Origin of the sequence: Kitasatospora sp. NPDC101235, from assembly GCF_044767505.1 — a bacterium.
Lineage (GTDB): Bacteria > Actinomycetota > Actinomycetes > Streptomycetales > Streptomycetaceae > Kitasatospora.
The window spans coordinates 161,857-183,145 of sequence record NZ_JBIWNZ010000018.1 but is presented as its reverse complement, the minus strand read 5'-3'; the positions used below and the strand labels follow the sequence as shown (position 1 = coordinate 183,145).

General features: G+C 72.5%; 24 protein-coding genes and 1 riboswitch. Of the genes, 9 read left to right on the top strand and 15 right to left on the bottom strand.

Annotation, left to right across the window (positions count from 1 at the left end; translation table 11 throughout):
* Positions 1 to 5: 5 nt before the first annotated feature.
* Complete coding sequence (locus ACIRRH_RS27660) at positions 6 to 1,382, bottom strand: efflux RND transporter periplasmic adaptor subunit (RefSeq protein WP_403072691.1); 1,377 nt, start codon at positions 1,380 to 1,382, stop codon at positions 6 to 8.
* A 279-nt stretch (positions 1,383 to 1,661) separates the two neighbouring features.
* The gene (hisC, locus tag ACIRRH_RS27655) at positions 1,662 to 2,741 is read right to left on the bottom strand and encodes a histidinol-phosphate transaminase (protein WP_403072688.1); all 1,080 of its coding nucleotides are present in this window, start codon (positions 2,739 to 2,741) and stop codon (positions 1,662 to 1,664) included.
* A 343-nt stretch (positions 2,742 to 3,084) separates the two neighbouring features.
* Between hisC and ACIRRH_RS27650 the strand changes: the two genes are divergently transcribed.
* From ACIRRH_RS27650 to ACIRRH_RS27630, 5 genes are all read left to right on the top strand, one after another.
* A complete protein-coding gene (locus tag ACIRRH_RS27650) occupies positions 3,085 to 4,242 on the top strand; it encodes a LacI family DNA-binding transcriptional regulator (RefSeq protein WP_403072685.1) in 1,158 nt (385 codons plus the stop codon).
* A gap of 195 nt (positions 4,243 to 4,437) precedes the next feature.
* Positions 4,438 to 5,811 carry a metallophosphoesterase gene (locus ACIRRH_RS27645; protein WP_403072682.1) on the top strand — a complete coding sequence of 458 codons (1,374 nt, stop codon included), beginning with the start codon at positions 4,438 to 4,440 and terminating at the stop codon, positions 5,809 to 5,811.
* Positions 5,812 to 6,092: 281 nt separating this feature from the next.
* The gene (locus ACIRRH_RS27640; protein WP_403072679.1) at positions 6,093 to 6,956 is read left to right on the top strand and encodes a hypothetical protein; all 864 of its coding nucleotides are present in this window, start codon (positions 6,093 to 6,095) and stop codon (positions 6,954 to 6,956) included.
* A gap of 139 nt (positions 6,957 to 7,095) precedes the next feature.
* Entirely contained in the window at positions 7,096 to 8,595 is a 1,500-nt protein-coding gene (locus ACIRRH_RS27635) for an alpha/beta hydrolase family protein (protein WP_403072676.1), read from the top strand.
* A 156-nt stretch (positions 8,596 to 8,751) separates the two neighbouring features.
* Positions 8,752 to 9,315 carry a hypothetical protein gene (locus ACIRRH_RS27630; protein ID WP_403072673.1) on the top strand — a complete coding sequence of 188 codons (564 nt, stop codon included), beginning with the start codon at positions 8,752 to 8,754 and terminating at the stop codon, positions 9,313 to 9,315.
* A gap of 90 nt (positions 9,316 to 9,405) precedes the next feature.
* Here ACIRRH_RS27630 and ACIRRH_RS27625 read toward each other — a convergent pair whose 3' ends face one another.
* Together ACIRRH_RS27625 and ACIRRH_RS27620 are read right to left on the bottom strand one after the other, a co-directional pair.
* Positions 9,406 to 10,374 (bottom strand): aldo/keto reductase, encoded by a 969-nt coding sequence (locus tag ACIRRH_RS27625; RefSeq protein ID WP_403072671.1) that lies wholly within the window; start codon positions 10,372 to 10,374, stop codon positions 9,406 to 9,408.
* 16 nt (positions 10,375 to 10,390) lie between these two features.
* Positions 10,391 to 10,987, bottom strand: coding sequence for an NADPH-dependent FMN reductase (locus tag ACIRRH_RS27620; RefSeq protein WP_403072668.1), 597 nt, complete (start codon positions 10,985 to 10,987; stop codon positions 10,391 to 10,393).
* A 101-nt stretch (positions 10,988 to 11,088) separates the two neighbouring features.
* On the opposite strand from ACIRRH_RS27620, the gene ACIRRH_RS27615 reads away from it, so the two are divergent.
* Complete coding sequence (locus tag ACIRRH_RS27615; RefSeq protein ID WP_403072665.1) at positions 11,089 to 11,925, top strand: helix-turn-helix domain-containing protein; 837 nt, start codon at positions 11,089 to 11,091, stop codon at positions 11,923 to 11,925.
* 18 nt (positions 11,926 to 11,943) lie between these two features.
* Here the strand turns inward: ACIRRH_RS27615 and ACIRRH_RS27610 are convergent, their stop codons facing one another.
* Positions 11,944 to 12,870, bottom strand: a complete 927-nt coding sequence (locus tag ACIRRH_RS27610; RefSeq protein WP_403072662.1) for a LysR family transcriptional regulator — start codon at positions 12,868 to 12,870, stop codon at positions 11,944 to 11,946.
* Positions 12,871 to 13,009: 139 nt separating this feature from the next.
* Between ACIRRH_RS27610 and ACIRRH_RS27605 the strand changes: the two genes are divergently transcribed.
* Entirely contained in the window at positions 13,010 to 13,396 is a 387-nt protein-coding gene (locus ACIRRH_RS27605; RefSeq protein WP_403072659.1) for a VOC family protein, read from the top strand.
* Between the two features lie 67 nt (positions 13,397 to 13,463).
* Here ACIRRH_RS27605 and ACIRRH_RS27600 read toward each other — a convergent pair whose 3' ends face one another.
* The 3 genes from ACIRRH_RS27600 to ACIRRH_RS27590 all read right to left on the bottom strand — a co-directional run bounded on the left by ACIRRH_RS27600 (position 13,464) and on the right by ACIRRH_RS27590 (position 14,705).
* The gene (locus ACIRRH_RS27600; RefSeq protein ID WP_403072656.1) at positions 13,464 to 13,901 is read right to left on the bottom strand and encodes an SRPBCC domain-containing protein; all 438 of its coding nucleotides are present in this window, start codon (positions 13,899 to 13,901) and stop codon (positions 13,464 to 13,466) included.
* Between the two features lie 140 nt (positions 13,902 to 14,041).
* Positions 14,042 to 14,440, bottom strand: a complete 399-nt coding sequence (locus tag ACIRRH_RS27595; RefSeq protein WP_403072653.1) for a type II toxin-antitoxin system VapC family toxin — start codon at positions 14,438 to 14,440, stop codon at positions 14,042 to 14,044.
* Positions 14,441 to 14,477: 37 nt separating this feature from the next.
* Complete coding sequence (locus ACIRRH_RS27590) at positions 14,478 to 14,705, bottom strand: AbrB/MazE/SpoVT family DNA-binding domain-containing protein (RefSeq protein ID WP_403072650.1); 228 nt, start codon at positions 14,703 to 14,705, stop codon at positions 14,478 to 14,480.
* 303 nt (positions 14,706 to 15,008) lie between these two features.
* Between ACIRRH_RS27590 and ACIRRH_RS27585 the strand changes: the two genes are divergently transcribed.
* On the top strand, positions 15,009 to 16,007 hold the full coding sequence (locus tag ACIRRH_RS27585) for a hypothetical protein (RefSeq protein WP_403072647.1): 999 nt from the start codon (positions 15,009 to 15,011) through the stop codon (positions 16,005 to 16,007).
* A gap of 208 nt (positions 16,008 to 16,215) precedes the next feature.
* On the opposite strand, the gene ACIRRH_RS27580 is transcribed toward ACIRRH_RS27585, so the two are convergent.
* The 7 genes from ACIRRH_RS27580 to ACIRRH_RS27550 all read right to left on the bottom strand — a co-directional run bounded on the left by ACIRRH_RS27580 (position 16,216) and on the right by ACIRRH_RS27550 (position 20,782).
* Positions 16,216 to 16,368, bottom strand: a complete 153-nt coding sequence (locus ACIRRH_RS27580; RefSeq protein WP_403072763.1) for a hypothetical protein — start codon at positions 16,366 to 16,368, stop codon at positions 16,216 to 16,218.
* A 45-nt stretch (positions 16,369 to 16,413) separates the two neighbouring features.
* Positions 16,414 to 16,821 (bottom strand): type II toxin-antitoxin system VapC family toxin, encoded by a 408-nt coding sequence (locus ACIRRH_RS27575; RefSeq protein WP_403072644.1) that lies wholly within the window; start codon positions 16,819 to 16,821, stop codon positions 16,414 to 16,416.
* A complete protein-coding gene (locus tag ACIRRH_RS27570) occupies positions 16,818 to 17,048 on the bottom strand; it encodes a FitA-like ribbon-helix-helix domain-containing protein (RefSeq protein WP_403072641.1) in 231 nt (76 codons plus the stop codon). Before ACIRRH_RS27570 ends, ACIRRH_RS27575 begins: the two co-directional genes overlap by 4 nt.
* A gap of 125 nt (positions 17,049 to 17,173) precedes the next feature.
* Complete coding sequence (gene thiC / locus ACIRRH_RS27565) at positions 17,174 to 18,988, bottom strand: phosphomethylpyrimidine synthase ThiC (protein WP_403072638.1); 1,815 nt, start codon at positions 18,986 to 18,988, stop codon at positions 17,174 to 17,176.
* Positions 18,983 to 19,117, bottom strand: a riboswitch (TPP riboswitch). It overlaps the preceding gene by 6 nt.
* 163 nt (positions 19,118 to 19,280) lie before the next feature.
* Complete coding sequence (locus tag ACIRRH_RS27560; RefSeq protein ID WP_049653234.1) at positions 19,281 to 19,481, bottom strand: DUF5326 family protein; 201 nt, start codon at positions 19,479 to 19,481, stop codon at positions 19,281 to 19,283.
* 271 nt (positions 19,482 to 19,752) lie between these two features.
* Complete coding sequence (gene tenA, locus ACIRRH_RS27555; protein ID WP_380769580.1) at positions 19,753 to 20,424, bottom strand: thiaminase II; 672 nt, start codon at positions 20,422 to 20,424, stop codon at positions 19,753 to 19,755.
* A gap of 40 nt (positions 20,425 to 20,464) precedes the next feature.
* Entirely contained in the window at positions 20,465 to 20,782 is a 318-nt protein-coding gene (locus tag ACIRRH_RS27550) for a cupin domain-containing protein (protein WP_403072634.1), read from the bottom strand.
* 119 nt (positions 20,783 to 20,901) lie between these two features.
* On the opposite strand from ACIRRH_RS27550, the gene ACIRRH_RS27545 reads away from it, so the two are divergent.
* Complete coding sequence (locus ACIRRH_RS27545) at positions 20,902 to 21,282, top strand: phage holin family protein (RefSeq protein WP_403072631.1); 381 nt, start codon at positions 20,902 to 20,904, stop codon at positions 21,280 to 21,282.
* The last annotated feature ends 7 nt before the right edge of the window (positions 21,283 to 21,289 follow it).

The window sequence follows — 21,289 nt, the reverse complement described above, 5'->3', positions numbered from 1 at the left end:
CGGTCTCAGCCCCTGCCGCCGCGGCCGGCCCCGCCACCGCCGCCGGCCCCGCCGTTGCCGCCGCTGCCACCCGGGAAGACCCCGCCGCCCCCGGCGCCCCGGTTGCCGCCGAGGCCCGGGAAGGAGGCGTTCGGGAAGCCGTTGCCGCCGCTGGTGGTGGGGAGTTCGACCTTGTCGCCCTCCTTCAGCCCGGAGACCACCTGCACCGTGCTGTCGCCCTCGACCCCGACCCCGACGGTGACCCGCTCGGAGGCGCCGTCCGGCTGCACCAGGGTCGCGGTGCGCGACGTGCCGGTGCCGGACAGGGCGGAGGTGGGCAGCGACAACGCGTTGTCGGCCTCGCCGGTGATGACCTGGACGGTGGCGCTGAGGCCGGTGCGCAGCGTGCTGGTGTCGCCGCTGAGCTGGAGCGTGGCCGCGTACTGGACGGCGGAGGAGCCGGCCGCGCCGCCGGAGCCGCTGCTGCTGGGCAGCGAACTGACCGACAGGACGGTCGCGTTGAGCTTGGTGTCGGACTGCGCGTTCAGGGTGACGGTGGCCGCCTCGCCCTTCTTCAGCTTGAGCGAGTCGAGCTCGGAGAAGTTCGCGGTGACCTGCATCCCGGTCGGGTTGGTGAGCACGATGAAGCCGCTCGGGGCGGTCGTCGAACTCGCACCGCCACCGGTCGACTTGCCGGAGGAGGCGGACGAGCCGCTCGCGGTGGCGCCGACGGTGTCGCCGACCTTGCCGGCGATCGAGGCGACCGTGCCGTCCACCGAGGCGGTCAGGGTGGTCCCGGCCAGCGCCGCCTGGGCGTTGGCGAGATTGGTCTGCGCGGTGCTGACCTGCTGCTGGGCCTGGGCCACGGCCGCGTCGTCGACCTTGGTGGTGGTGATCGTGGTGGTCTGCGGGGCGGGCGTACTGCTCCCGCCCGCCCCGCGGCCGCCGCCACCGCTGCCGGCAGTGGCGGCGGAGGTGGCGCCCGGCAGGGGCTCGGTGGTCGTGGTGGTGACGCCGGCCTGGGCCTTGGTGAGGTTGGCCTGGGCCGTGGTGAGGGCCGCCTGGGCCGCGTCCACCTGCTGCTGGGCCGCCGTGGTGTCGACGGTGGCGAGCACCTGGCCCTTCTTCACGGCGTCCCCGACCGCGACCTTGACCCCGGTGAGCCGGCCGCCGGTGGTGAAGTCCTGGGCGGCGTCGGTCGGTGAGACCAGGGTGCCGGTTCCGGACACGGTGGCCAGGACGGTGCCCTTGGACACCGTCGCGGTACGGGCTGCGGGCTTGGCGGAAGCCGGGCCGGAGCTGCCGCTGACCGTGGCGTACACCAGGGCCGCGCCGCCCAGCAGGGCCACGCCGAGCGCGGAGTTGACGAGGACGGCGCCTCGCCGCCGTGGGAGCACCTTCATGCCGGACAGCTTCCCGGTGAGCTCTTGCGGACCCCTGGGCACCTGCTGGGAGAAGACTGACCGGCCGGATCCTGGCATTCCGGACATATGCCCCGTCCTTCGTCTGCGCCTTGGCCGCTCCGTGGCTCGCCGTTGGCCGAACTCCCAGCGGACTCCCAGCGATCCACAGTCATCCGGGAGGACGCTCGACGAGCCGCGCGGAACGCCGCAGGGGCGCCGGAGAAACGCCGCAGGGGCGCGCCGGAGGACCGGCGCGCCCCTGCGATCACCAGCAGGACGTCAGAGCGACTTGCGGAAGGCCTCCGCCACCGACAGGAAGATCGAGTTGCCCTCGGCCTCGCCGATCGACACCCGCACGCCCTCCGGGAACGGCCGCACGACCACGCCGGCCTCGGCGCACGCGGCGGCGAACTCCTGCGAGCGGTCGCCGAGCCAGAGCCAGACGAAGTTGGCCTGCGAGTCCGGGATCTCCCAGCCCTGGGCGCGCAGCCCGGCCACCACCCGGGTGCGCTCCCCGACCAGCGCCTCCACCCGTACCAGCAGCGCCTCCTCGGCGCGCAGCGAGGCGACGGCGGCGTCCTGGGCGAGCCGGCTCACGCCGAACGGGGTGGCGACCTTGCGCAGCGCGGCCGCCACCGGCTCGTGCGCGATGGCGAAGCCGACCCGCAGGCCCGCCAGGCCGTACGCCTTGGAGAAGGTGCGCAGCACGCAGACGTTCGGGCGGTCCCGGTAGAGGTCGATGCCGTTGGGCACCTCGGGGTCGCGGATGAACTCGATGTAGGCCTCGTCCACCACGACCAGGACGTCGCCCGGGACGGCGTCCAGGAAGCGCTCCAGCTCGGCGCGGTGGATCACGTTGCCGGTGGGGTTGTTGGGGTTGCAGACGAAGATCAGCCGGGTGTTCGGGGTGACCGCGGCGAGCATCGCGTCCAGGTCGTGGTCACCGTTGGCCTTGAGCGGCACCGGGACGGGCGTGGCCCCGGCGACCGTGGCGACGATCGGGTACGCCTCGAAGGAGCGCCAGGCGAAGATCACCTCGTCGCCCGGGCCGGCCGTGACGAGCACCAGCGACTGGGCGATGCCGACCGAGCCGGTGCCGGTGGCGATGTGCTCGGCGGGCACCCCGAAGCGCTCGGCCAGCGCCGAGGTCAGCTCGGTGACCCCCATGTCGGGGTAGCGGTTGAACGAGCCGGCCGCCTTGATCGCCGTCTCCAGCACACCGGGCAGCGGCTCGTAGGGGTTCTCGTTCGAGGACAGCTTGTAGGCGTCGGCGCCGGCCGGCTTGCCGGGCTTGTACGTGGGGATGCCGTCGAGGGTCGGCCGCAGCCGCGGGCCCTGCGCTGACGTACCACTGCTCACGGTCGTACTCCGTTTCCAGTTGCGGAACTCTCCGGTGCGCTCGCCCGCCACGGACGGGTTCGCCTCCGTGCCCGGAACCTCGTGACGCGCCCGGACCACCCCGGTCGGGTGCCTTGCACGATACCGAGCCGCCCTCACCCGTAGGAGTGAGATGCCCGGCCGGGTTACAGGCGCAGATCAGCCATTCTGCCCGGTTCCTTTGGCACATGTCAGAGGTAAGAGGCCTGGTTTCAGGCGGGTATCGAAGGGGCGCACCCCGGCTCACTCGTGGAGAAACGTATCTCCACAGGCTCCCGATGCGCCGGTCACAGACCCTTGTCAGGAGCCATACGATCGGTCCGCCATGACAGCAGCAGCCAACCAGAGCGGTCGGCGTCCCACCACCTCGCGGCGTCTGGAGCGGGCCGGCATCCGGGATGTGGCAGCAGCCGCCGGAGTGTCGATCACCACGGTCTCCGATGCGCTGAACGGAAAGGGCCGCCTGCCCGACGAGACCCGCAGCCGGGTGCGCGAGGTCGCCGAGCGCCTCGGCTACCGCCCCTCCGCGGCCGCCCGCACCCTGCGCACCGGACGGTCCGGCCTGATCGGGCTGACCGTCACGACCTACGGCGAAGAGCCGTTCACTTTCACCGAGTTCGCGTACTTCGCCGAGATGGCCCGGGCCGCGACCAGCGCCGCCCTGGGCCGCGGCTACGCGCTGGTGGTGCTGCCCGCCTCCTCCCGCCACGACGTCTGGGGCAACATCGCCCTGGACGGCACCGTGGTGATCGACCCGCCCGACCAGGACCCCCTGGTGAGCGAGCTGTACCGGTCCGGCGTCCCGGTGGTCAGCGACGGCAAGCCCGGCAACTGCCCGGTCACCGCCTGGGTCGACAACGACCACGAGGCCGCCGTGCTCGGCATCCTCGACCACCTATCCGAGGCCGGCGCCCGCCGGATCGGCCTGCTCACCGGCACCAGCACCGACACCTACACCAGGCTCTCCACCGAGGCCTACCTCGGCTGGTGCGCCAAGGTCGGACAGGAGCCGGTGTACGAGACCTACCCGGCGCACGACCCGGCCGCCGGCGCCGTCGCCGCCGACCGGCTGCTCGCCCGCCCCGACCGGCCGGACGCCGTCTACGGACTGTTCGACCCCAACGGCACCGACCTGCTGGCCGCCGCCCGCCGGTACGGCCTGCGGGTGCCGGACGACCTGCTGCTGGTCTGCTGCAGCGAGAGCGACGTCTACGCGGCCACCGAGCCGCCGATCACCACGCTCTCGCTCAAGCCGCGCAAGATCGGCACCACGGTGGTCAACCTGCTCATCGACGCGATCGAGGGCGTGGACTCCGGGACGGGCGTCGACATCGCCCGGCTCTTCCCGCCGCGGTTCCGCACCGCCGGCACCGGGCCGCCGCCGGGCACCCTGATGCCGACCGAACTGATCGTCCGCGCGTCCTCCCAGCGCCGGAGCCCGCGCACCACCATCAGCCCGCCCCGCCCTCCGGGCGAGGTTTAGACCACCGAGCCACCGCACCGGGTACGGGCCGAGGGGCCGCGTGCCGAGGCGGCGCGACGAGCGCTCGGGCAGTGCTGACGAGACCGTACCGAGCCGGGACAAAACGGACCCCGCGGACCGCCCGGCTGACGCTCCGGAGGATTGGATACCCACCAGGTGACGACGCCGGGAGAGTGGTCTTCCTATGATGGGCGAATGACACCCGAGGACCGCTTCCCCGGGCCCGAGCACCCCCACTCGGGCCCCCGCCACCAGCCGGACCTCGACGTGCTGCCGTACGGCACCTATTACGAACCCGATCCCGCCCCCGGCTACCCCGCCGCGTCCTACGACGGGGAGACCTACGAGGGGGAGACCTACAGCGGCTACGGCGGAGCCCGCTACCTGGAGCAGCACTGGCACGCCGACAGCCAGGGCCACACCGTGCACGCCCAGGGGATCGGCATGGACCACGCCCCGGCCTTCCCGCACCAGGGACAGGGCGGCTACGAGGACAGTGCCGGGTACGAGGACGGCGCCGGGTACGAGGACGGCGCCGGGTACGAGAACGGCGCCGGGTACGAGAACGGTACGGGCTACGAGGAGCGCCCGGGCTACGACGGCCAGGAGCAGGGCGGCTACGAGCCCACCCTGCCCGACCAGCCCTCCCCGGCGCTCCAGATCGCCGGCCGCGACGACCCGCCGACCATCGAGCTCGGCCCGCCGCTGCCCGACCCCGCCGCACCGACCTACCCGTACCCGGCCCCCGGCCCCGGCGAGCCGCCCGGCCCGGTCTACGTCGTCGGCGACGTGCATGGCTACCTGGAGGAGCTGCGCGCCGAGCTGCGCCACCAGGGCCTGATCGACGCCGACGGCCACTGGTCCGCCGGCCGCGCCCGGATCTGGTTCCTCGGCGACTTCACCGACCGCGGCCCCGACGGCATCGGCGTCATCGACCTGGTCATGCAGCTGGCCGCCGAGGCCGCCGCGGCCGGCGGCTACTGCCGCGCCCTGATGGGCAACCACGAACTGCTCTTCCTCGGTGCCGCCAAGTACGGCGACGAGCCCGTCCAGTCCACCGCCGGCACCGCCTCCTTCCTCGCCGCCTGGCGGCTCAACGGCGGCCAGCAGAACGACCTGGACCGGCTGGAGGCGCACCACATCAGCTGGCTCTCCCGGCTGCCCGCCATCGCGCTGGAGGACGGCCACCTGCTGCTGCACTCCGACACCACCGCGTACCTGGAGTACGGCGAGTCCATCCCCGACGTCAACGACGCGGTGCACGGCCTGCTCGCCGACGGCGGCGTGGACGAGTGGTGGGACTGCTTCCGCCGCTTCACCAAGCGGTTCGCGTTCCGCGGCGACGCCGGGCCGACCGCCGTCCACGAACTGCTGGACACCTACGGCGGCAGCCGGATCGTGCACGGGCACAGCCCGATCCCCTACCTCACCGGCGCGGTGCACAACGACGACGGCCAGCCGCCGCACATCCCGGGGCCGTACGTGTACGCGGACGAGCTCGCGGTGGCGATGGACGGCGGCGTCACCATGGAGGGGCGGCTGCTGATCGCCCGACTGCCCATCAACTGACGGTCCATCGACCGTCGGCCGATCACCTGCCGGTCGCCCATCGATCGTCAACCGACCATCGACATCGAACGGTTGTTCCCGGCGCCCGCGCCGTCGCACGCGCGCGTCCGGGGGCGCGAAGTTCCGGAAACCGACTGTCAGCCCGGGCGCGCCCGCCCCTACCATGAGGCACACCACACCCGGCCGCCCATCCGGCGGCCCGCCTCCGCGCCCGTTTCGGCGTCCTGAGGGCCGCGCGCCCCCGGGGCGCAGCGATCGGGGTCCGCACGAACGGGGTCCCCATGTCCAACCCCCCGCCACTGCTCGCCGAGGACCGCCCGGAGTACGAGCGCCTCCTCACGGAAGCCCTGCGCGACCGCACCGTCCTCACCGCCCTGCGCGCTCCCGGCGCGCTCACCACCGACCAGCTGCGCATCCGCGCGCTGCGCGACGCCGACCGCGTCAACGCCGCGGCCGCCACCGAGTACGCGCACTACACCCGGCTGCGCGAGAGCCTGCACAGCGCGCCCCCGCCCCCGCCGACCGGCAGCGAACCCGCCGCCCCCGGGCTGCTCACCCAGCTGCGCTCCGCCAACGGCGGCGCCGGGCTGTTCCCCGTCCTCACCGTGCTCACCCCGATCCTGGCCTGGACCGCCGCCCTGTTCCTCCTGCTGATCGGCTACCTGCTGCGCGCCACCAACCCGGACCTCGCGCTCGCCCGATCCCTGGTCACGGCCGGCTGGGTGGCGCTCGCCACCGGGGTCGCCGCGATGGCCATCGGCATCATCGGGCTGCTGCTCACCGCCCTGCGCGACGGCGCCGCGACCACCCCGGCCGGCACCGACCCGGAGCTCGCCGCCGAACTCGCCGACGCCCACGGCGAGTGGCGCACCGCGCTGCGCGAGCGCGGACTCGTCCCGTACCTGCTCGACACGCTGCCACCGGTGCCGGGCCCGGCGGCCCGGCCCGACCACGGCGGCCCCGACTTCAGCAGCCCGGACTTCAGCAGCCCCGGCTACACCTCACCCGCGTTCACCAGCCCCGGTCCCGACGGACTGACCGGCCCCGAGGGCCGCAACACCCGACCGGCCGCCTTCACCCCGCCCGACTTCACCGGTCCCGGGTACACGCCGCCCGACTTCACCGGGCCCGACGAGGTCGGCTGAGGCCTCCGTTCCCCGGGCACCGAGGCCGCCTCCGGGGGACATCCCCACCCCCGGTCCGGGTGCGGCCACCATCGCTCCGGGCCTCCACTGCCCGCCAGGCTGGGACCCACAAGTGGAGAACGACCGGGGGAGACCAGCGTTGAGCACCGGAACCGTCCGACCATCCCGCACCGGACCGGCGCTGCCGCTGGTCACCGCCCTGCTGGCGGCCCTGCTGGGGCTGCTCCCCACCGCCGGGCCGGCGAGCGCCGCGCCCGTGAACGCCACGCTTGCGAGCGTCACAGCCGCGAGCGCCTCGCCCGCTCCGGGCGATCCGGTGCCCAGCCCGGTCGACTTCACCGGCGCCGGCGGCACCACCCTGCACGGCCTGGTGCTGGCCGCACCCGCCGCGTCGGCCGGCACCCGCGGCCCCGGACTCGTCATGATCCCCGGGGCCGGCCCGGGCCCGATGGCCGAGCTGCGGGCCGCCGCCGAGTCGTACGCCCGGCACGGCGTCACCACGCTGATCTTCGACAAGCGCACCGACGGCTACTCGATGACCCACCGGGACTACGGGCAGCTGGCCGACGACGCCCTGGCCGCCGTCCGGCTGCTGCGCACCCGGCCCGACGTCGCGCCGGACCGGGTCGGCCTGTGGGGCCTGTCCGAGGGCGCCTGGGCGGCCTCGCTCGCCGCCACCCGCTCCGCCGAGGTGACGTACCTGGTCACCGTCGGCGCGGTCGGCCTCACCCCGGCCCGCCAGCAGGCCTGGGCGTACCGGGGCTACCTGCGCCACGCCGGCGTCTCCGGCTCGCTGCTCACCGCGCTCTCGGACACCTCCGTCCGGCAGCTCACGGCCGCCGGGCTGTTCCCGGAAGCCGACTACGACCCGGTGCCGGTGTGGGAGCGGGTCCGGCAGCCGGTCCTGGCCGAGTGGGGCACGCTCGACCGCGAGGCCGCCCCCGAGGAGAGCGCGACGATCATCCGCCAGGCCCTCGACCGCGGCGGCAACACCCACTACACGCTGCGCACCGTCCCCGGCGTCCGGCACAACCTGCACCTGACCCGGGACGACGGCTACGACCGGCCCGACCGGCTCCCGGCGGACTACGCCGACGCCGAGTCCGCCTGGATCCAACGGCTCGCCACCGGCCTCCCCGAGGCCTCCGCCGACCCGGCCCCGCCCCAGGACGCCCGCAGCCGCGCACTCGACCCGCTCCCCTGGTACGAGTCCACCTGGTTCGAGGCCGTCGCCACCCTGCTCTGCCTGACCGGCTTCGCGGGCTACGCGCTGACCGGCGCCGTCCGCCGCCTGCGCCGCCGGCCGCGCCCCGCCGCCCTGCCCCGGGCCGCCCGCTGGGCCGCCCTCGCCGGGACGGCCGCCGTCCTGGGCGGACTCGGCTACCTGCTCTTCCTGACGGTCACCGCCGCGATGTTCCCCGGCCCGGTCCTGTTCGGCCGCCCGGTGGTCTGGCTGGCCGTCCAGCTGCTCGCGCTGTTCGCGCTCGGGGCGGCCGCCGTCGCCGCGGTCGGCGCCCGGCGCGAGCGGGCCGCCCTGGCCGCCGCCTCCGCGGCCGACCGGGCCCGGCTGGGCGCCCTGCTGCTGGCCGGGGCGGTGTTCCTGCCCTGGGCCCTGTCCTGGGGGCTGCTGCTGCCCTGACCCGCCCCCGTCCGGCGGACGACGGCCCGCTCCCCCGCCCGGGGGAGCGGGCCGGCCCGGGTTCAGCCCGGGTGAGGACGCCCCCGCCGGCGTCCTCCGGGAGGGTCGGAGCCGGTGGCGGACGGACCGCGTCCGCCCGGGCCGGGAGGCGGAACCATGGGCGCACGGACGATCGCGGCACGGCTGCACGGCACACCCGCACCGGGCGTGCCCCGCTGGGCGGTGCGGACAGGGTACGCGATCACCCTGGCGGTCCTGCCCTCGTGCCTCTGGCGCATCGGCGGCTTCATCCTCGGACTGCCGCTGCTCGACCACGGCCCGACGCCCCCGGAGCAGGACCCCGCCTCGTTCGACGGCGGCTGGGGGTACATCCTCGCCCTCAGCGTGGTCAGCGAGGCGCTGGCCTTCCTCTGCTTCGGCCTGGTCGCCCGCTGGGGCGAGGTGTGGCCGCGCTGGATCCCCGGTCTCGGCGGCCGCCCGGTCCCGGTGCTCGCCGCCGTGCTCCCGGCCGGGCTCGGCTCGGCGGTGCTGATGGTCTTCCCGTACGCGATGGTGATGTTCTCCCTCGGCCTGACCATCCGGGGCGACCGGAACCTGGGGCTGGTCACCCACGGCTGGCAGACCGTCACGTTCTGGGCCGGTTACCTGCCGCTGGCCGCCTGGGGACCGCTGCTCGCCGTGCTCACCGTGCACTACTACCGCCGGCGCAGGGCGGGTTGAGCCGCCCCCGGCGCAGGGCGGGTTGAGCCGCCCCCGGCGCAGGGCGGGTTGAGCCGCCCCCGGCGCAGGGCGGGTCGAGTCGTCCCCGGCTCAGAAGCCGGTCGGCAGGCGGGGCGTGTACGGGGCCTCCAGGGCCGCCGCCTCAGCGTCGGTGAGGCCGAGGCGCAGGGCGGCCGCCGCGTCGTCCAGGTGGCCCGGGCGGGTGGCGCCGACGATCGGGGCGGCGACCACCGGGTTGCGCAGCACCCAGGCGAGCGCGACCTGCGCCATCGGGACGCCGCGGGCCTCGGCGACGTGCTGGACGGCGTCCACGATCGGGCGGTCGACGTCCGCGAAGAAGCGTCCGGCGACCGGGTCCCCGGCCGAGCGGGCGGTGCCCTGCCCGTACGGCCGGGCCAGCCGGCCCGAGGCCAGCGGGCACCACACCAGGCCGGCCACGCCCTGGTCGGCGAGGAACGGGAACATCTCCCGCTCCTCCTCGCGCTGCACCAGGCTGTACTGGTGCTGCATCGACACGAACTGCGGGCCGCCGGCCAGGGCCGCCGCGTGCCGCAGCTTCGCGAACCGCCAGGCCCACATCGAGGAGACGCCGACGTACCGGACCTTCCCCGCCTCGACCACCTCGCACAGCGCCGCCACCGTCTCCTCGACCGGGGTCGCCGGGTCGAAGCGGTGCAGCTGGAAGAGATCGATGTGGTCCGTGCCGAGGCGGGCCAGCGAGCCGTCCACCTGCTCCAGGACCGCCCGCCGGGACAGGCCGGAGCCGCCCGGGCCGTCGTGCATCGGCAGGCCCGCCTTGGTCGCCAGGACGACGTCCTCGCGCCGGGTGTAGCGCCGCACCGCACGGCCGACCAGCTCCTCCGAGGCGCCGCCGCCGTACACGTTGGCGGTGTCCCAGAGGGTGATGCCGAGCTCGACCGCCCGCCGGAACACCGGCGCGGCGGCCTCCTCGTCCAGCGCCCACGGGTTGTGCCCGCCGCCGCCACCGCCGAAGCCCATGCAGCCGAGCGCGATCCGGCTGACCTCCAGGTCGGTTCCGGGCAGTTCCAGGTACTCCACCGTTCTTCCCCTCGCCTCAGGCCGGGTACGGCACGGCGGCCCGCGCGTTCTTCAACGCGCCGGCCCACCAGGACAGTTGGTCGAGCAGGACCTTGGCGTAGCCGGGCGCCTGCGGGTCGTTCGGGCGGCCGTCCGCCCAGGCGGTGAAGTAGTTCGGGAAGGCCAGGCCGTCCCGGATGGTCACCGCGTGCAGCTCGGTCAGCACGTTCTCCAGGTGCAGCACGGCGTGCCGGCCGCCGGCCGCGCCGCCGTAGCTGACGAAGGCCACCGGCTTGGCCGTCCACTGGGTGAAGTGCCAGTCGATCGCGGCCTTCAGCGAGGCCGGGTAGCTGTGGTTGTACTCCGGTGTGACGACGACGAAGGCGTCGGCGCCCTCCAGGGCCTCGGTCAGCTTCGCCATCCCGGCCGGCCGCGGGTAGCCGTCACCCGCGAACTTCGGCGAGGCAGCGGGGAGTTCGAGCGGAAGCTCGACCTCGGCGAGGTCCACCACCTCGACCTCGAAGCCCCCGTGCGCGGCGGCCTGCTCGGCCACCCACGAGGACACCACCGGGCCGAACCGGCCCTCCCGGACGCTGCCGAGGATGATCACCAGCTTGTGCGTGTTCGTCTCCATGGCCACCACCCTCCGCCCGCCGCACGGCCGCAACCAGGCCGCGCTCAGGCTGGCCCCCGCAGGGCCACCCTCGGCGTGACGATCAGCCGTACGCTCGCCATATGGGCACACCACTGGGGGACTTCATCCGCGCGAAGCGCGACAGCATCCAGCCGCAGACGCTGGGCCTGCCCGACCACGGCCGCCGCCGCTCGCCCGGGCTGCGCCGCTCCGACCTGGCCGTCCGGGCCGGCATCAGCGTCGAGTACCTGACCCGGCTGGAGCAGGGCCGCGACCGCAACCCCTCCACCCCCGTGGTCAACGCACTCGCCGACGCCCTCAGCCTCGACCCCGCCGAGCGCAACCACCTGCGCTACCTCACCAAGATCACCGGCGGCGCGTGCGCCGGCCGCACCCGGCCCGCCCCTGCCCCGCGCGAGCTGCGCCCCACCGTCCTCGCGACGCTGCGCCTGCTCGAACCCGGCGTCGCCGCCGTCACCAACCGCCTCGGCGACGTCCTCGCCCACACCAGCGGCTACGCGGCCGTCCTCGGCGCGGCCGGACTGCTCGACACCCCGGCGCCCAACCTCACCCGCTACGTCTTCACCGACCCGCGCGCCCGCACCCTGTTCGCCGACTGGGACGACGTCGCCGACGAACAGGCCTTCGACCTCTGGCTCGGCCCCTCCGTCGAGTCCGCCGAGTGGCTCAGCACCGAACTCGCCCCGCTCGCCGGCCCCGACTTCACCCGCCGGCTCGGCAACCACCTCGTCCCCCGCCGCGGCCCGCTCCGCCTCCACCACCCGTCCGGCCCCGAACTCCGGCTCCACCGCGAGACCCTGGAGCTCCCCGACGACTCCCAGCAGCTCCTCGTGCTGCTCCCCGCCGACGACGACACCGCCGCCCACCTCGACCGCCTGCTCGCCCCGGAGCGGCCCCGGCTGCGCGCCATCTCCTGAAGCGCTCCGCCGCCCCTCTCAGCCCGCCGCCGCGACGCACGACGGCGCCGCCTCGCCGGCCCGCCGCTCGGCGACGTCCGCCGCCGCCCGGACGAAGGCGCGGACCCGGGCGGTGGTGTTGCCCTCCAGCCAGACCGGGCCGCGCTCGATCGGGGGCGCGTCGTGGATCGGCACGTACGCGACGTCCGGGCGCGGGTAGTAGCGGCGGGAGTGCTCGCCGACCGGGAGGACGCCGCGGCCCATCGCGACCAGGCTGAGCATCTCGGAGAAGGTGCCGCCGGACGGGCCCTTGGGCACCGGGCGGCCGGACGGAGTGTGGTCGGGGGTGCGGTCGCGCTTGAAGCCCGCCGAGGTGACGGCCGGGTACTGCACCACCGGATGGTCGGCGAGCACCTCGACCGACACCGACCGCTCCGCGGCCAGCGGGTGCCCGGCCGCCACCGCCAGCACCCGCTGCTCGGTCAGCAGCACCGGTCCGCAGGCCATGCCGTCGAACGGGTAGGAGGCGATCAGGACGTCGATCGAGCCGTCCACCAGGCTCGCCCGGGAGTTGGAGAGCTGGACCTCGCGGACGTCCACCCGGCAGTCGGGGTGCCGCTCGCCGAACAGCGCGACCGCCTTGAGCAGCACCGGCGCCGTCCACTCCCCGAGGAACGCCACCCGCAGCTCCCCGGCGACCCCTCGGCCGGCGTCCTCCGCGCGCCGCAGGGCCGCCGCCATCGCCTCCACCACCGGCGCCAGGTCGTCCGCCAACTGCCGCCCCACGGCGCTGAGTCGGACCGACCGGCTGGTGCGCTCGAACAGCGGGCCGCCGATCCGGCGCTCCAGCTTCTTCACCACCTGGCTGACCCGCCCGGTGGTCAGGTGCAGCCGCTCGGCGGTCCGGCCGAAGTGCAGTTCCTCGGCGAGCGCGAGGAAGACCTCGACCTCCAGCCGTTCCAGCATCCAGCCCCACCCCTCGATCGTTGAACCCGGCTCAACGATCGTACGTCCATCGCGCATTGATCACCCGTCCGGACGGCGGGATCGTTGAACACGTCACCGACCGAGCGGGAACCCCGCCCCTTGACCGAAAGGACCGACCATGCGCGTCGTGGCCTTCGACCACCTCGTCCTCAACGTCGCCGACGTCGAACGCTCGCTGGCCTTCTACTCCGGCCTGCTCGGCCTGGAGCCCGTCCGCGTCGACGAGTGGCGGGCCGGCAAGGTGTCCTTCCCGTCCGTCCGCGTCACGCCCGACACCATCATCGACCTGGTGCACGGGCCCCGGCAGGAGTCCAACGTCGACCACATCTGCCTCACCGTCGAGCCCCTCGACTGGCAGGAGGTCATCGACGCGGGCACCTTCACCGTCCTCGAAGGCCCCGTCCCCCGCTACGGCGCCCGCGGCACCGCGACCTCCGTCTACGTCCGCGACCCGGACGGCAACACGGTCGAACTCCGCTGGTACCCCCAGGACGCCGCCGACTGAACAGGCCCCCGCCCCGGCCCCACGGGGGTGGGCCGGGGCGGCACCCCTCGACCACCCGCGCGCTCGGTCAGTTCCGGCCGGCGAGGTGCTCGACCAGCCGGTCGAAGCTGGAGTTCAGCCCCGCCTCGGCCTCCGGGCCGCGGAACATCTCCGGCACCCCGGTCTGGTGCAGCACCACCCGGGTGCGGCCCTCACCGAGCTCGGTGAACGTGAGGGTGGACCGCATGCCCGAGCCCTCCTCCACCATCGTGAAGGACTCGCCGGCCCGGATCTCGGCGATCTCGGCCTTCAGCGGGTACCGCTCGCCGGTCGCGTCGACCACCATGGTGCTGTCGTAGCGCCCGCCCTCCTTCGCCTCGATGGTCACGGTCTCCAGCGGCACGTGGGTGCCGACCGGGCCCCAGAAGCGGACGAACTGCTCCGGCTCGAAGTACGCCTCGAACGCGGCGGCCGAGGCGCCCGGCAGCTCACGGGTGATGGTCAGCTCGCCCAGGTTCTCGGTCATCTCGGTGTCTCCTCCGTGGTCGCGTGATCGCTTGCACAGGGGTAGACCACGGTCACCCCGAAAACTCATCGCTCCCCGCGAAAATTCTTCGACCGACTTCCCCACCACCGACGACCGCGCCGCCGCGAGCCGAACAGCCCTCAAGGGCAGATCAACTGAACGGTCGGGAAGTAGGTGCGGTAGCGCGTGGCATCCCGGGTGAGCAGGCGGTAACCCCGGACATCCGCATGCGCGCCTATGTAGAAGTCCGGAAGCGGAGCGGTTTTCTGACTGCCACATTTGCGGTACTGCAGGAAGGCCTTGCCGGCCAGGAACCCGGCCTCGTACGGAAGCGGCTCTCGAGTGAAGGCCTCAGTGGGGAGAACCGCGTCAAGTTCCTCGATCGCCGCATAGGCCACCGAGACCTCGGCGTAGACGATCGGGCTGATCACCACCTGTCCCTCGTCCTGAGCTTTGGCGAGCTCGACTTCGGACCAGTCGGCCCAGGTGGGGTCATCCGTCATGAGGTCCGGCAGCACGCAGGAGTCGACCAGGGTCACCGGCTGAGTCCGCTCCTGTTCCACAAGCCTCAGCCGGCTACTCGCCACGCAGCAACTCCATGATCTCGTCGGTCGACATGCCGCCCGCAGCGGTTCCCCTCATCCGCCGCGCCAGTCGCTGTCCTCCGGTGCCCGCCCCGACCCGGCGCACTATCCGCAGGACGCCCTCCTCCTCGATCACATCCACCTCGTCCCCGGGACGGAGACCGCACTTCTGCCGAAGTTCTGCAGGGATCGTGACCTGACCTTTGCTGCTGAGTCGCATCTCGTTGCTCCTGGCATCCCGTATTACCCCTACTACGTAGTACTACGCGCCACGACGACGCGCCGCCCCGAGAAGCGACGGCTCCAGGGGCGGTGTTCAGGGCGGTCCGGGCTCCGACGGTACTCGGGCCATCACTGCCGACGATCAGTCTGACGCACCGTCACATTACAGTGGCGATTTTACGTGGTGATCGAACGATTCGCCTGAGAAGATCTTCACATCGCAGCTGCTGGGCCCGCACCGAAGAGGCGGACCGACCTCAGCAAACGTCTGCATTTGGTTCTTCTTGGGGGGAGATCACCCATGTTCGCGCACTCGTCCACCCGTCGTTCCGGCCTGCTCGCCGCCGCCACGCTGGTGGTCGCCACCGGCACCGCCGCGCTCGCCCCGGCAACCGCCTTCGCCGGCACTCCCGCACCGACCGACGCCAAGCCCCTGGTAGCCACCCTGGAGCCGACCGAGGGACAGGCCCCGCTGACCCGCGGCGGCAACGGCGCGGCCCTGACGATGACCGTCACCAACAACTCCGACCAGGACCAGCCGTTCCACCCTGCGGTGACCGTCAAGCCGGTGGGCTCCACCCCGAGCGGATGGGCCTGGATCGACTTCAACGCCAAGGCGATCTCCGCGCCGGCCACCTACGGCCTGGCGAGTTGGAGCGACAACAGCACCTTCTCCGGCTACGTCGTGCCCGAGTACAGCATGTCCTACGTGCCCTTCACGGTGCCGGCCCACACGACCTACAGCTGGGCGGTCTCCTTCAAGCTGAAGGCCGCCCTCCCGGCGGACGACACCGCCGTCGAGGTCGGGCTGGTGAACGACCTGAACGACAGCACCAACAGCGCCCCGGTGACCCTGCCGGTCGCCTCCCCCACCGGCGCCCTCGTCCAGGACTTCAGCAACTACTCGGGCACCGTCTCGTACAAGCAGCCGTTCGAGACCGATCTCAACCTGACCAACAACGGCGCGGCCATCGACTCGACGATCAACCCGACGCTCCGCTTCGGCAACGGTTCCCGCCCGATCCCGGCCACCCTCAAGCTGGACGTGCTGCAGGACGACCAGTGGGTCACGGTCCCCGGCTCGGACAACGTCTGGAAGCTGCCGCCGGTGGTCGGCGGTCTCGGCCAGGGGGCGAGCCACCACTACAAGGTGCGGCTGTCGCTCACCGACTTCACCGGGGCGTGGTTCTCCGACTGGCTCAGCCTCGCTCCGGACACCGACCAGGGCCCGGTCGACATCAGCGTGAAGCCGTTGGTGAGGGTGGACGGCACCCCCGCCCCGTTCACCCCCACCGCCTAGCCCGTTCCGACCACGCCGGCCACCGCCGAAACCAGCGTGGTGGTGGCCGGGGCGACGTGCGGCACCTGCCCATGACGATCGTTTTCGGCGCCGGGCAGACAGCCTGAGCACAGTGCCGGGAAGCACCTCCGCTTCCCGGCACTGCTGTCGGTCGGCATGGGCCGCGAGCCCGACTTCACTCCCGGCCCGTGCCGACGATGGAACCCGATCAATCGGCCAGCGGAAGGTAGACCCGGTTGCTCTGGGCCGCGAACTCCGCCGACTTCTCGGCCATGCCGGCCAGGACCTCGGCATCGAAGTCGGTGGTGACGGCGGTGGAGCCTTCGCCGTGCTCGTCGCGGATCTTCTGGGAGATCTTCATCGAGCAGAAGGCCAACAAAGGCACCACGAAGATGAGTTGCGCCAGTCAGGAGCGGACCGAGGCGAAGACCTCGACCTCGCACTTCGCCGCACCACTGCGTTTGATCCTCGCGTCGCTGGTGACCAGCGGTACGCCCAAGGCCTCCGCCAGGACGACATACTGGGAGTCGTAGGCGCTGAGGTTGGCGTGCAGCTTCTTCACCCGGTCCCAGAAGGGCAGCGTCTCCCGTTTGGCGATGGGAAGCATCCGGTATGCGGCGACCGCCCTCTCCACTTCCTTCTCGGTCAGTTTGCCGCCACGCCGCATGCCGAGAAGGGCCGACTGGATCTCGTAGTCAAGGAGAGTGGGAGCGTAGACGTCCCCAGCCTCGGCTACGCGGTTGCGGATGAGCTCCCCGTCGGAACCGTGGGCCGTGAGAACCAGGACGAGGGCAGAGCAGTCAATGACGATCAACGCCCGGCTCGCCCTTCATCGATGGCAGCGAGAACGTCGGCGGCGCTGACGTTGGCAGTGGCTTCCCGGTTCAGCCTTTCCATCATCTCCGCCATCGTGGGCCTGGAGGCCTCCCTGGCGATCAGGTCCTGCATGAACGCCTGCAGCGACTTGCCGGCCTGAGCTGCGCGGACCTTCAAGGTCTGGATCTGGTCGTCCGGGACGTCCCGGATCGTGAGGGCAGTCATGTCTGCATTCTAGCTCCACTATCTGCAAAATGCAGATAGTGGAGCATGTTCGGAGCGGGAACGACGAAGCGCCGCCCCGAGAAGCAAGAGCTCTCGGGGCGGCGCTCAGGTGTCAGGCTCCTGCGTCAGTCGGCGAGCGGGAGGTAGACCCGGTTGCCCTGAGCCGCGAACTCCTCGGACTTGGCCTGCATGCCGGCCAGCGCCTCGGCGTGGAACTCGGTGTTGACGGCGCTGGAACCGTCGCCGTGCTCGTCCCGAATCTTTTGACTGATCTTCATCGAGCAGAACTTCGGGCCGCACATCGAGCAGAAGTGCGCGGTCTTGGCGGGCTCGGCGGGGAGGGTCTCGTCGTGGAAGTCGCGGGCGGTCTCCGGGTCGAGGGCCAGGTTGAACTGGTCCTCCCAGCGGAACTCGAAGCGGGCGTCGGAGAGGGCGTCGTCCCAGGCCTGGGCACCGGGGTGGCCCTTGGCCAGGTCGGCGGCGTGGGCGGCGATCTTGTAGGTGATCACGCCGGTCTTGACGTCGTCCCGGTTGGGCAGGCCCAGGTGCTCCTTGGGGGTCACGTAGCAGAGCATCGCGGTGCCCCACCAGGCGATCATCGCGGCGCCGATGCCCGAGGTGATGTGGTCGTAGCCGGGGGCGACGTCCGTGGTCAGCGGGCCGAGGGTGTAGAACGGCGCCTCGTCGCAGATCTCCTTCTGGAGATCCATGTTCTCCCTGATCTTGTTCATCGGGACGTGGCCCGGGCCCTCGATCATCACCTGGACGTCGCGCTCGCGGGCGATCCGGCCGAGCTCGCCGAGGGTCTTCAGCTCGGCGAACTGCGCCTCGTCGTTGGCGTCCGCGATCGAGCCCGGGCGCAGGCCGTCACCGAGCGAGAAGGTGACGTCGTAGGAGGCGAGGATGTCGCAGAGCTCCTCGAAGTTGGTGTAGAGGAAGTTCTCCTGGTGGTGGGCCAGGCACCAGGCCGCCATGATCGAGCCGCCGCGCGAGACGATGCCGGTCTTGCGGCGGGCGGTGAGCGGGACGTAGCGCAGCAGCACGCCGGCGTGGACGGTCATGTAGTCGACGCCCTGCTCGCACTGCTCGATGATCGTGTCCCGGTAGACCTCCCAGCTCAGCTCCTCGGCCTTGCCGTCCACCTTCTCCAGCGCCTGGTAGAGCGGCACGGTGCCGATCGGCACCGGGGAGTTGCGCAGGATCCACTCGCGGGTGGTGTGGATGTTGCGGCCGGTGGAGAGGTCCATGACGGTGTCGGCGCCCCAGCGGGTGGCCCAGGTCATCTTCTCCACCTCCTCCTCGATCGAGGAGGTGACGGCCGAGTTGCCGATGTTGGCGTTGATCTTCACCAGGAAGTTGGTGCCGATGACGGCCGGCTCCACCTCCGGGTGGTTCACGTTGACCGGGATGACGGCCCGGCCGCGGGCCACCTCGGCGCGCACGAACTCGGGTGCGAGGCCCTCGCGCAGCGCCACGAACTCCATCTCCGGCGTCACCACGCCCCGCTTGGCGTAGGCGAGTTGGGTGACGGCGCCACCGGCGCGGCCGCGCAGCGGGCGACGCGGGCGGCCGGGGAAGACGGCGTCCAGGTTGCGCAGGTCCCCGCCGCGCGGCGAGGTGTGCTTGATCCCGTCGTCCTCGGGACGCGGCTCGCGGCCGTCGTACTCCTCGACGTCGCCGCGCTGGCGGATCCAGGCGTCCCGCAGCGCGGGCAGGCCACGTCGCACGTCGGGCTCGTAGGACGGGTCGGTGTACGGGCCGGAGGTGTCGTACAGCGGGACGGACCTGCCGTTGGTGAGCTGCACCTCGCGGTACGGAACGCGCAGGTCGGGGCGCGATCCCTCGCGGTGGGCCTTGCGCCAGGCCGGGGTCGGGTAGCCGGTGCGCTCGCTGCTGGGGGCGCCCTGGGCAGACTGCGGCTGTGCTTCGAACGTGGTCATCTGACCTCTACTCCCTACGCCGGCATTACCCGGTCAGGTTCCTGCGGTCGACGCAGCCGTCGGTCCGTCCGTCGACGTCCCGGTCAGCGTCCTCTCAGCCCGGTGCTCCGAGCTCCCGCGTCGCAGGCGGTGTTGCCTGCACACGACGCCCAACACCGTAGCGAGCGGATCGCCGCAGGTCCAGAGCACGTCACGGCCCGCCCGGCCGGCCGGCACCCCGCGGGGAACGCCCGAGGCCCGGCTCCCCCCTCGCGGGGGACCGGGCCTCAGGGCGGCGTTACGGGGTGTCCGGTCAGCTCTTGGCGGCCTTCTTCACCAGGACCACCACGGCGGCCGCGATGCCGACCACCACCAGCAGCTTGATCACGATCGAGAGCAGTGCGCCGACAACGCCGAACACGAACGCGACGATGTTCCAGGCCAGCACCAGGACCAGCACCGGGATGACGATGTTGCGCACCCAGGAGGGCAGCGACTTCCAGAGCTCAGCCATGTCGGTTCCTCTTCTCCCCTCGGGTCGGCCGCCGTCCGGTGCCGCATCCCGCTTGCTTTCGGTACTTCGATCGTACGGTGACGTGAGTGCCGGAACGAGGCCCAACGGCCCGGAGAGAACCCCGAGATCACCCCGACTCCGACCCCCCGTGTGACCCCCGAGAAGCCGACGCCGCCGCCGACCCGGCCGGCTCCTGCGCCACGGGCCGACCCGCCACCGCCCGCCCGTCGTCCGGGCCCTGCCGGGGGACGGGCAGGCGCGCCCGCACGGCTCAGACCGGCCAGCGCTCACCGCGCCAGGCGGCGTCCCAGAACATCCACTCGTAGCGCGAGGTGGTCACGAAGTGTTCGACCACCTTGCGGCGTTCGGCCGCGGACAGCTCCTCGCCGAGCCGGTCGGTGAGCGCCAGCACCCGGCGGACCACCGACTGGAAGGCCTCGTCGCCGTAGGTGGCGATCCACTTGGCGTACAGCGGGTCGGGCGAGCCCTGGGCGAGCAGCGCCTCGCCGACCCGCGCGTAGATCCAGTAGCAGGGCAGCACCGCGCCGACCGCCTCGGCGAAGGAGCCGCCGTAGACGGTGGCCAGCAGGTAGCTGGTGTAGGCCCGGGTGGTGGGCAGCACCGGCTCGGCGGCGGCCTCCTCGGCGCTGCCGCCGAAGGCGGTCAGGAACTCGGCGTGCATGCCCTGCTCGGCGGCCAGCGCGCCGACCGCGTCGTCGGCGAAGGCCCGGACGTCCTCCTCGCCGGGTGCCTTGGCCGCGCAGACGGCGAGCGCGCGGGCGTAGTCGCGCAGGTAGTGCGAGTCCTGGACGACGAAGTGGCGGAAGGCCTCGCGCGGCAGGGTGCCGTCGGTAAGCCCGGCCAGGAAGGGGTGGGCGAGGATCTCGGCGTACACCGGCTCGATGGCCGCCCAGAGTTCTTCGGTCAGCGTCTTGGTGCTCATGACGCCGACCCTATGACGCCGACCCCGACCGCCGGGGTGCTCAGTCCTCCGGAGGGGAAAACACCACCAGCACCCGCAGCTCCTCGGTGATGTGGTGGAACCGGTGCGGGGTGCCGGCCGGCACGTACACCACGGTGCCCCGCCCGACCGTCGCGGTCTCGGCGCCGACGGTCAGCTCGGCCCGGCCGCTGATCACCTGGTAGATCTCGTCCTGGTCGTGCGCGGTCTGGGCGTCGGTGTCGCCGGGGGCGAGCGCGTACAGCCCGGCGGACATCCGCGGTTCGCGCAGGAACCGCAGGTACGCACCGTCGTTGGCCGCCCGTTCGGCGTCCAGTTCGTCCAGCCGGAAGAGCTTCACCGCGCCGTGCTCCCTCGTCCTCGGGCCCGTCCGTCCGCCTCCGCGCCCTGGCGCATTCAACACCACCCCGCCGCATGGTGGTTCCGCCGGGACCGGGGTTGCTGCCAGGCTTGGGCCGCATGAAGGGTTTCGTCATCAAGACACTGATCAACGCGGCGGCCATCTGGGTCGCCGCCTGGATCGTCAGCGGCATCCAACTGGCTCAGGGCACGGCGGACTGGCAGCACAAGGCGCTGACGGTGCTCGGCGTCGCCGTCGTCTTCGGCGTGGTGAACTGGCTGATCAAGCCGGTGGTCAAGCTGTTCTCGTTCCCGCTGTTCATTCTCACGCTGGGTCTGATCACCTTCGTGATCAACGCCCTGATGCTCCTGCTCACCTCCTGGGCCTCCGGGAAGCTGAACCTGGACTTCCACGTGGTCAACTTCGGTGCCGCACTGGTCGGTTCACTGATCATCAGCCTGGTCTCGTGGGGCCTGCACCTGGCCCTGGACGACGACTGACCGGTGT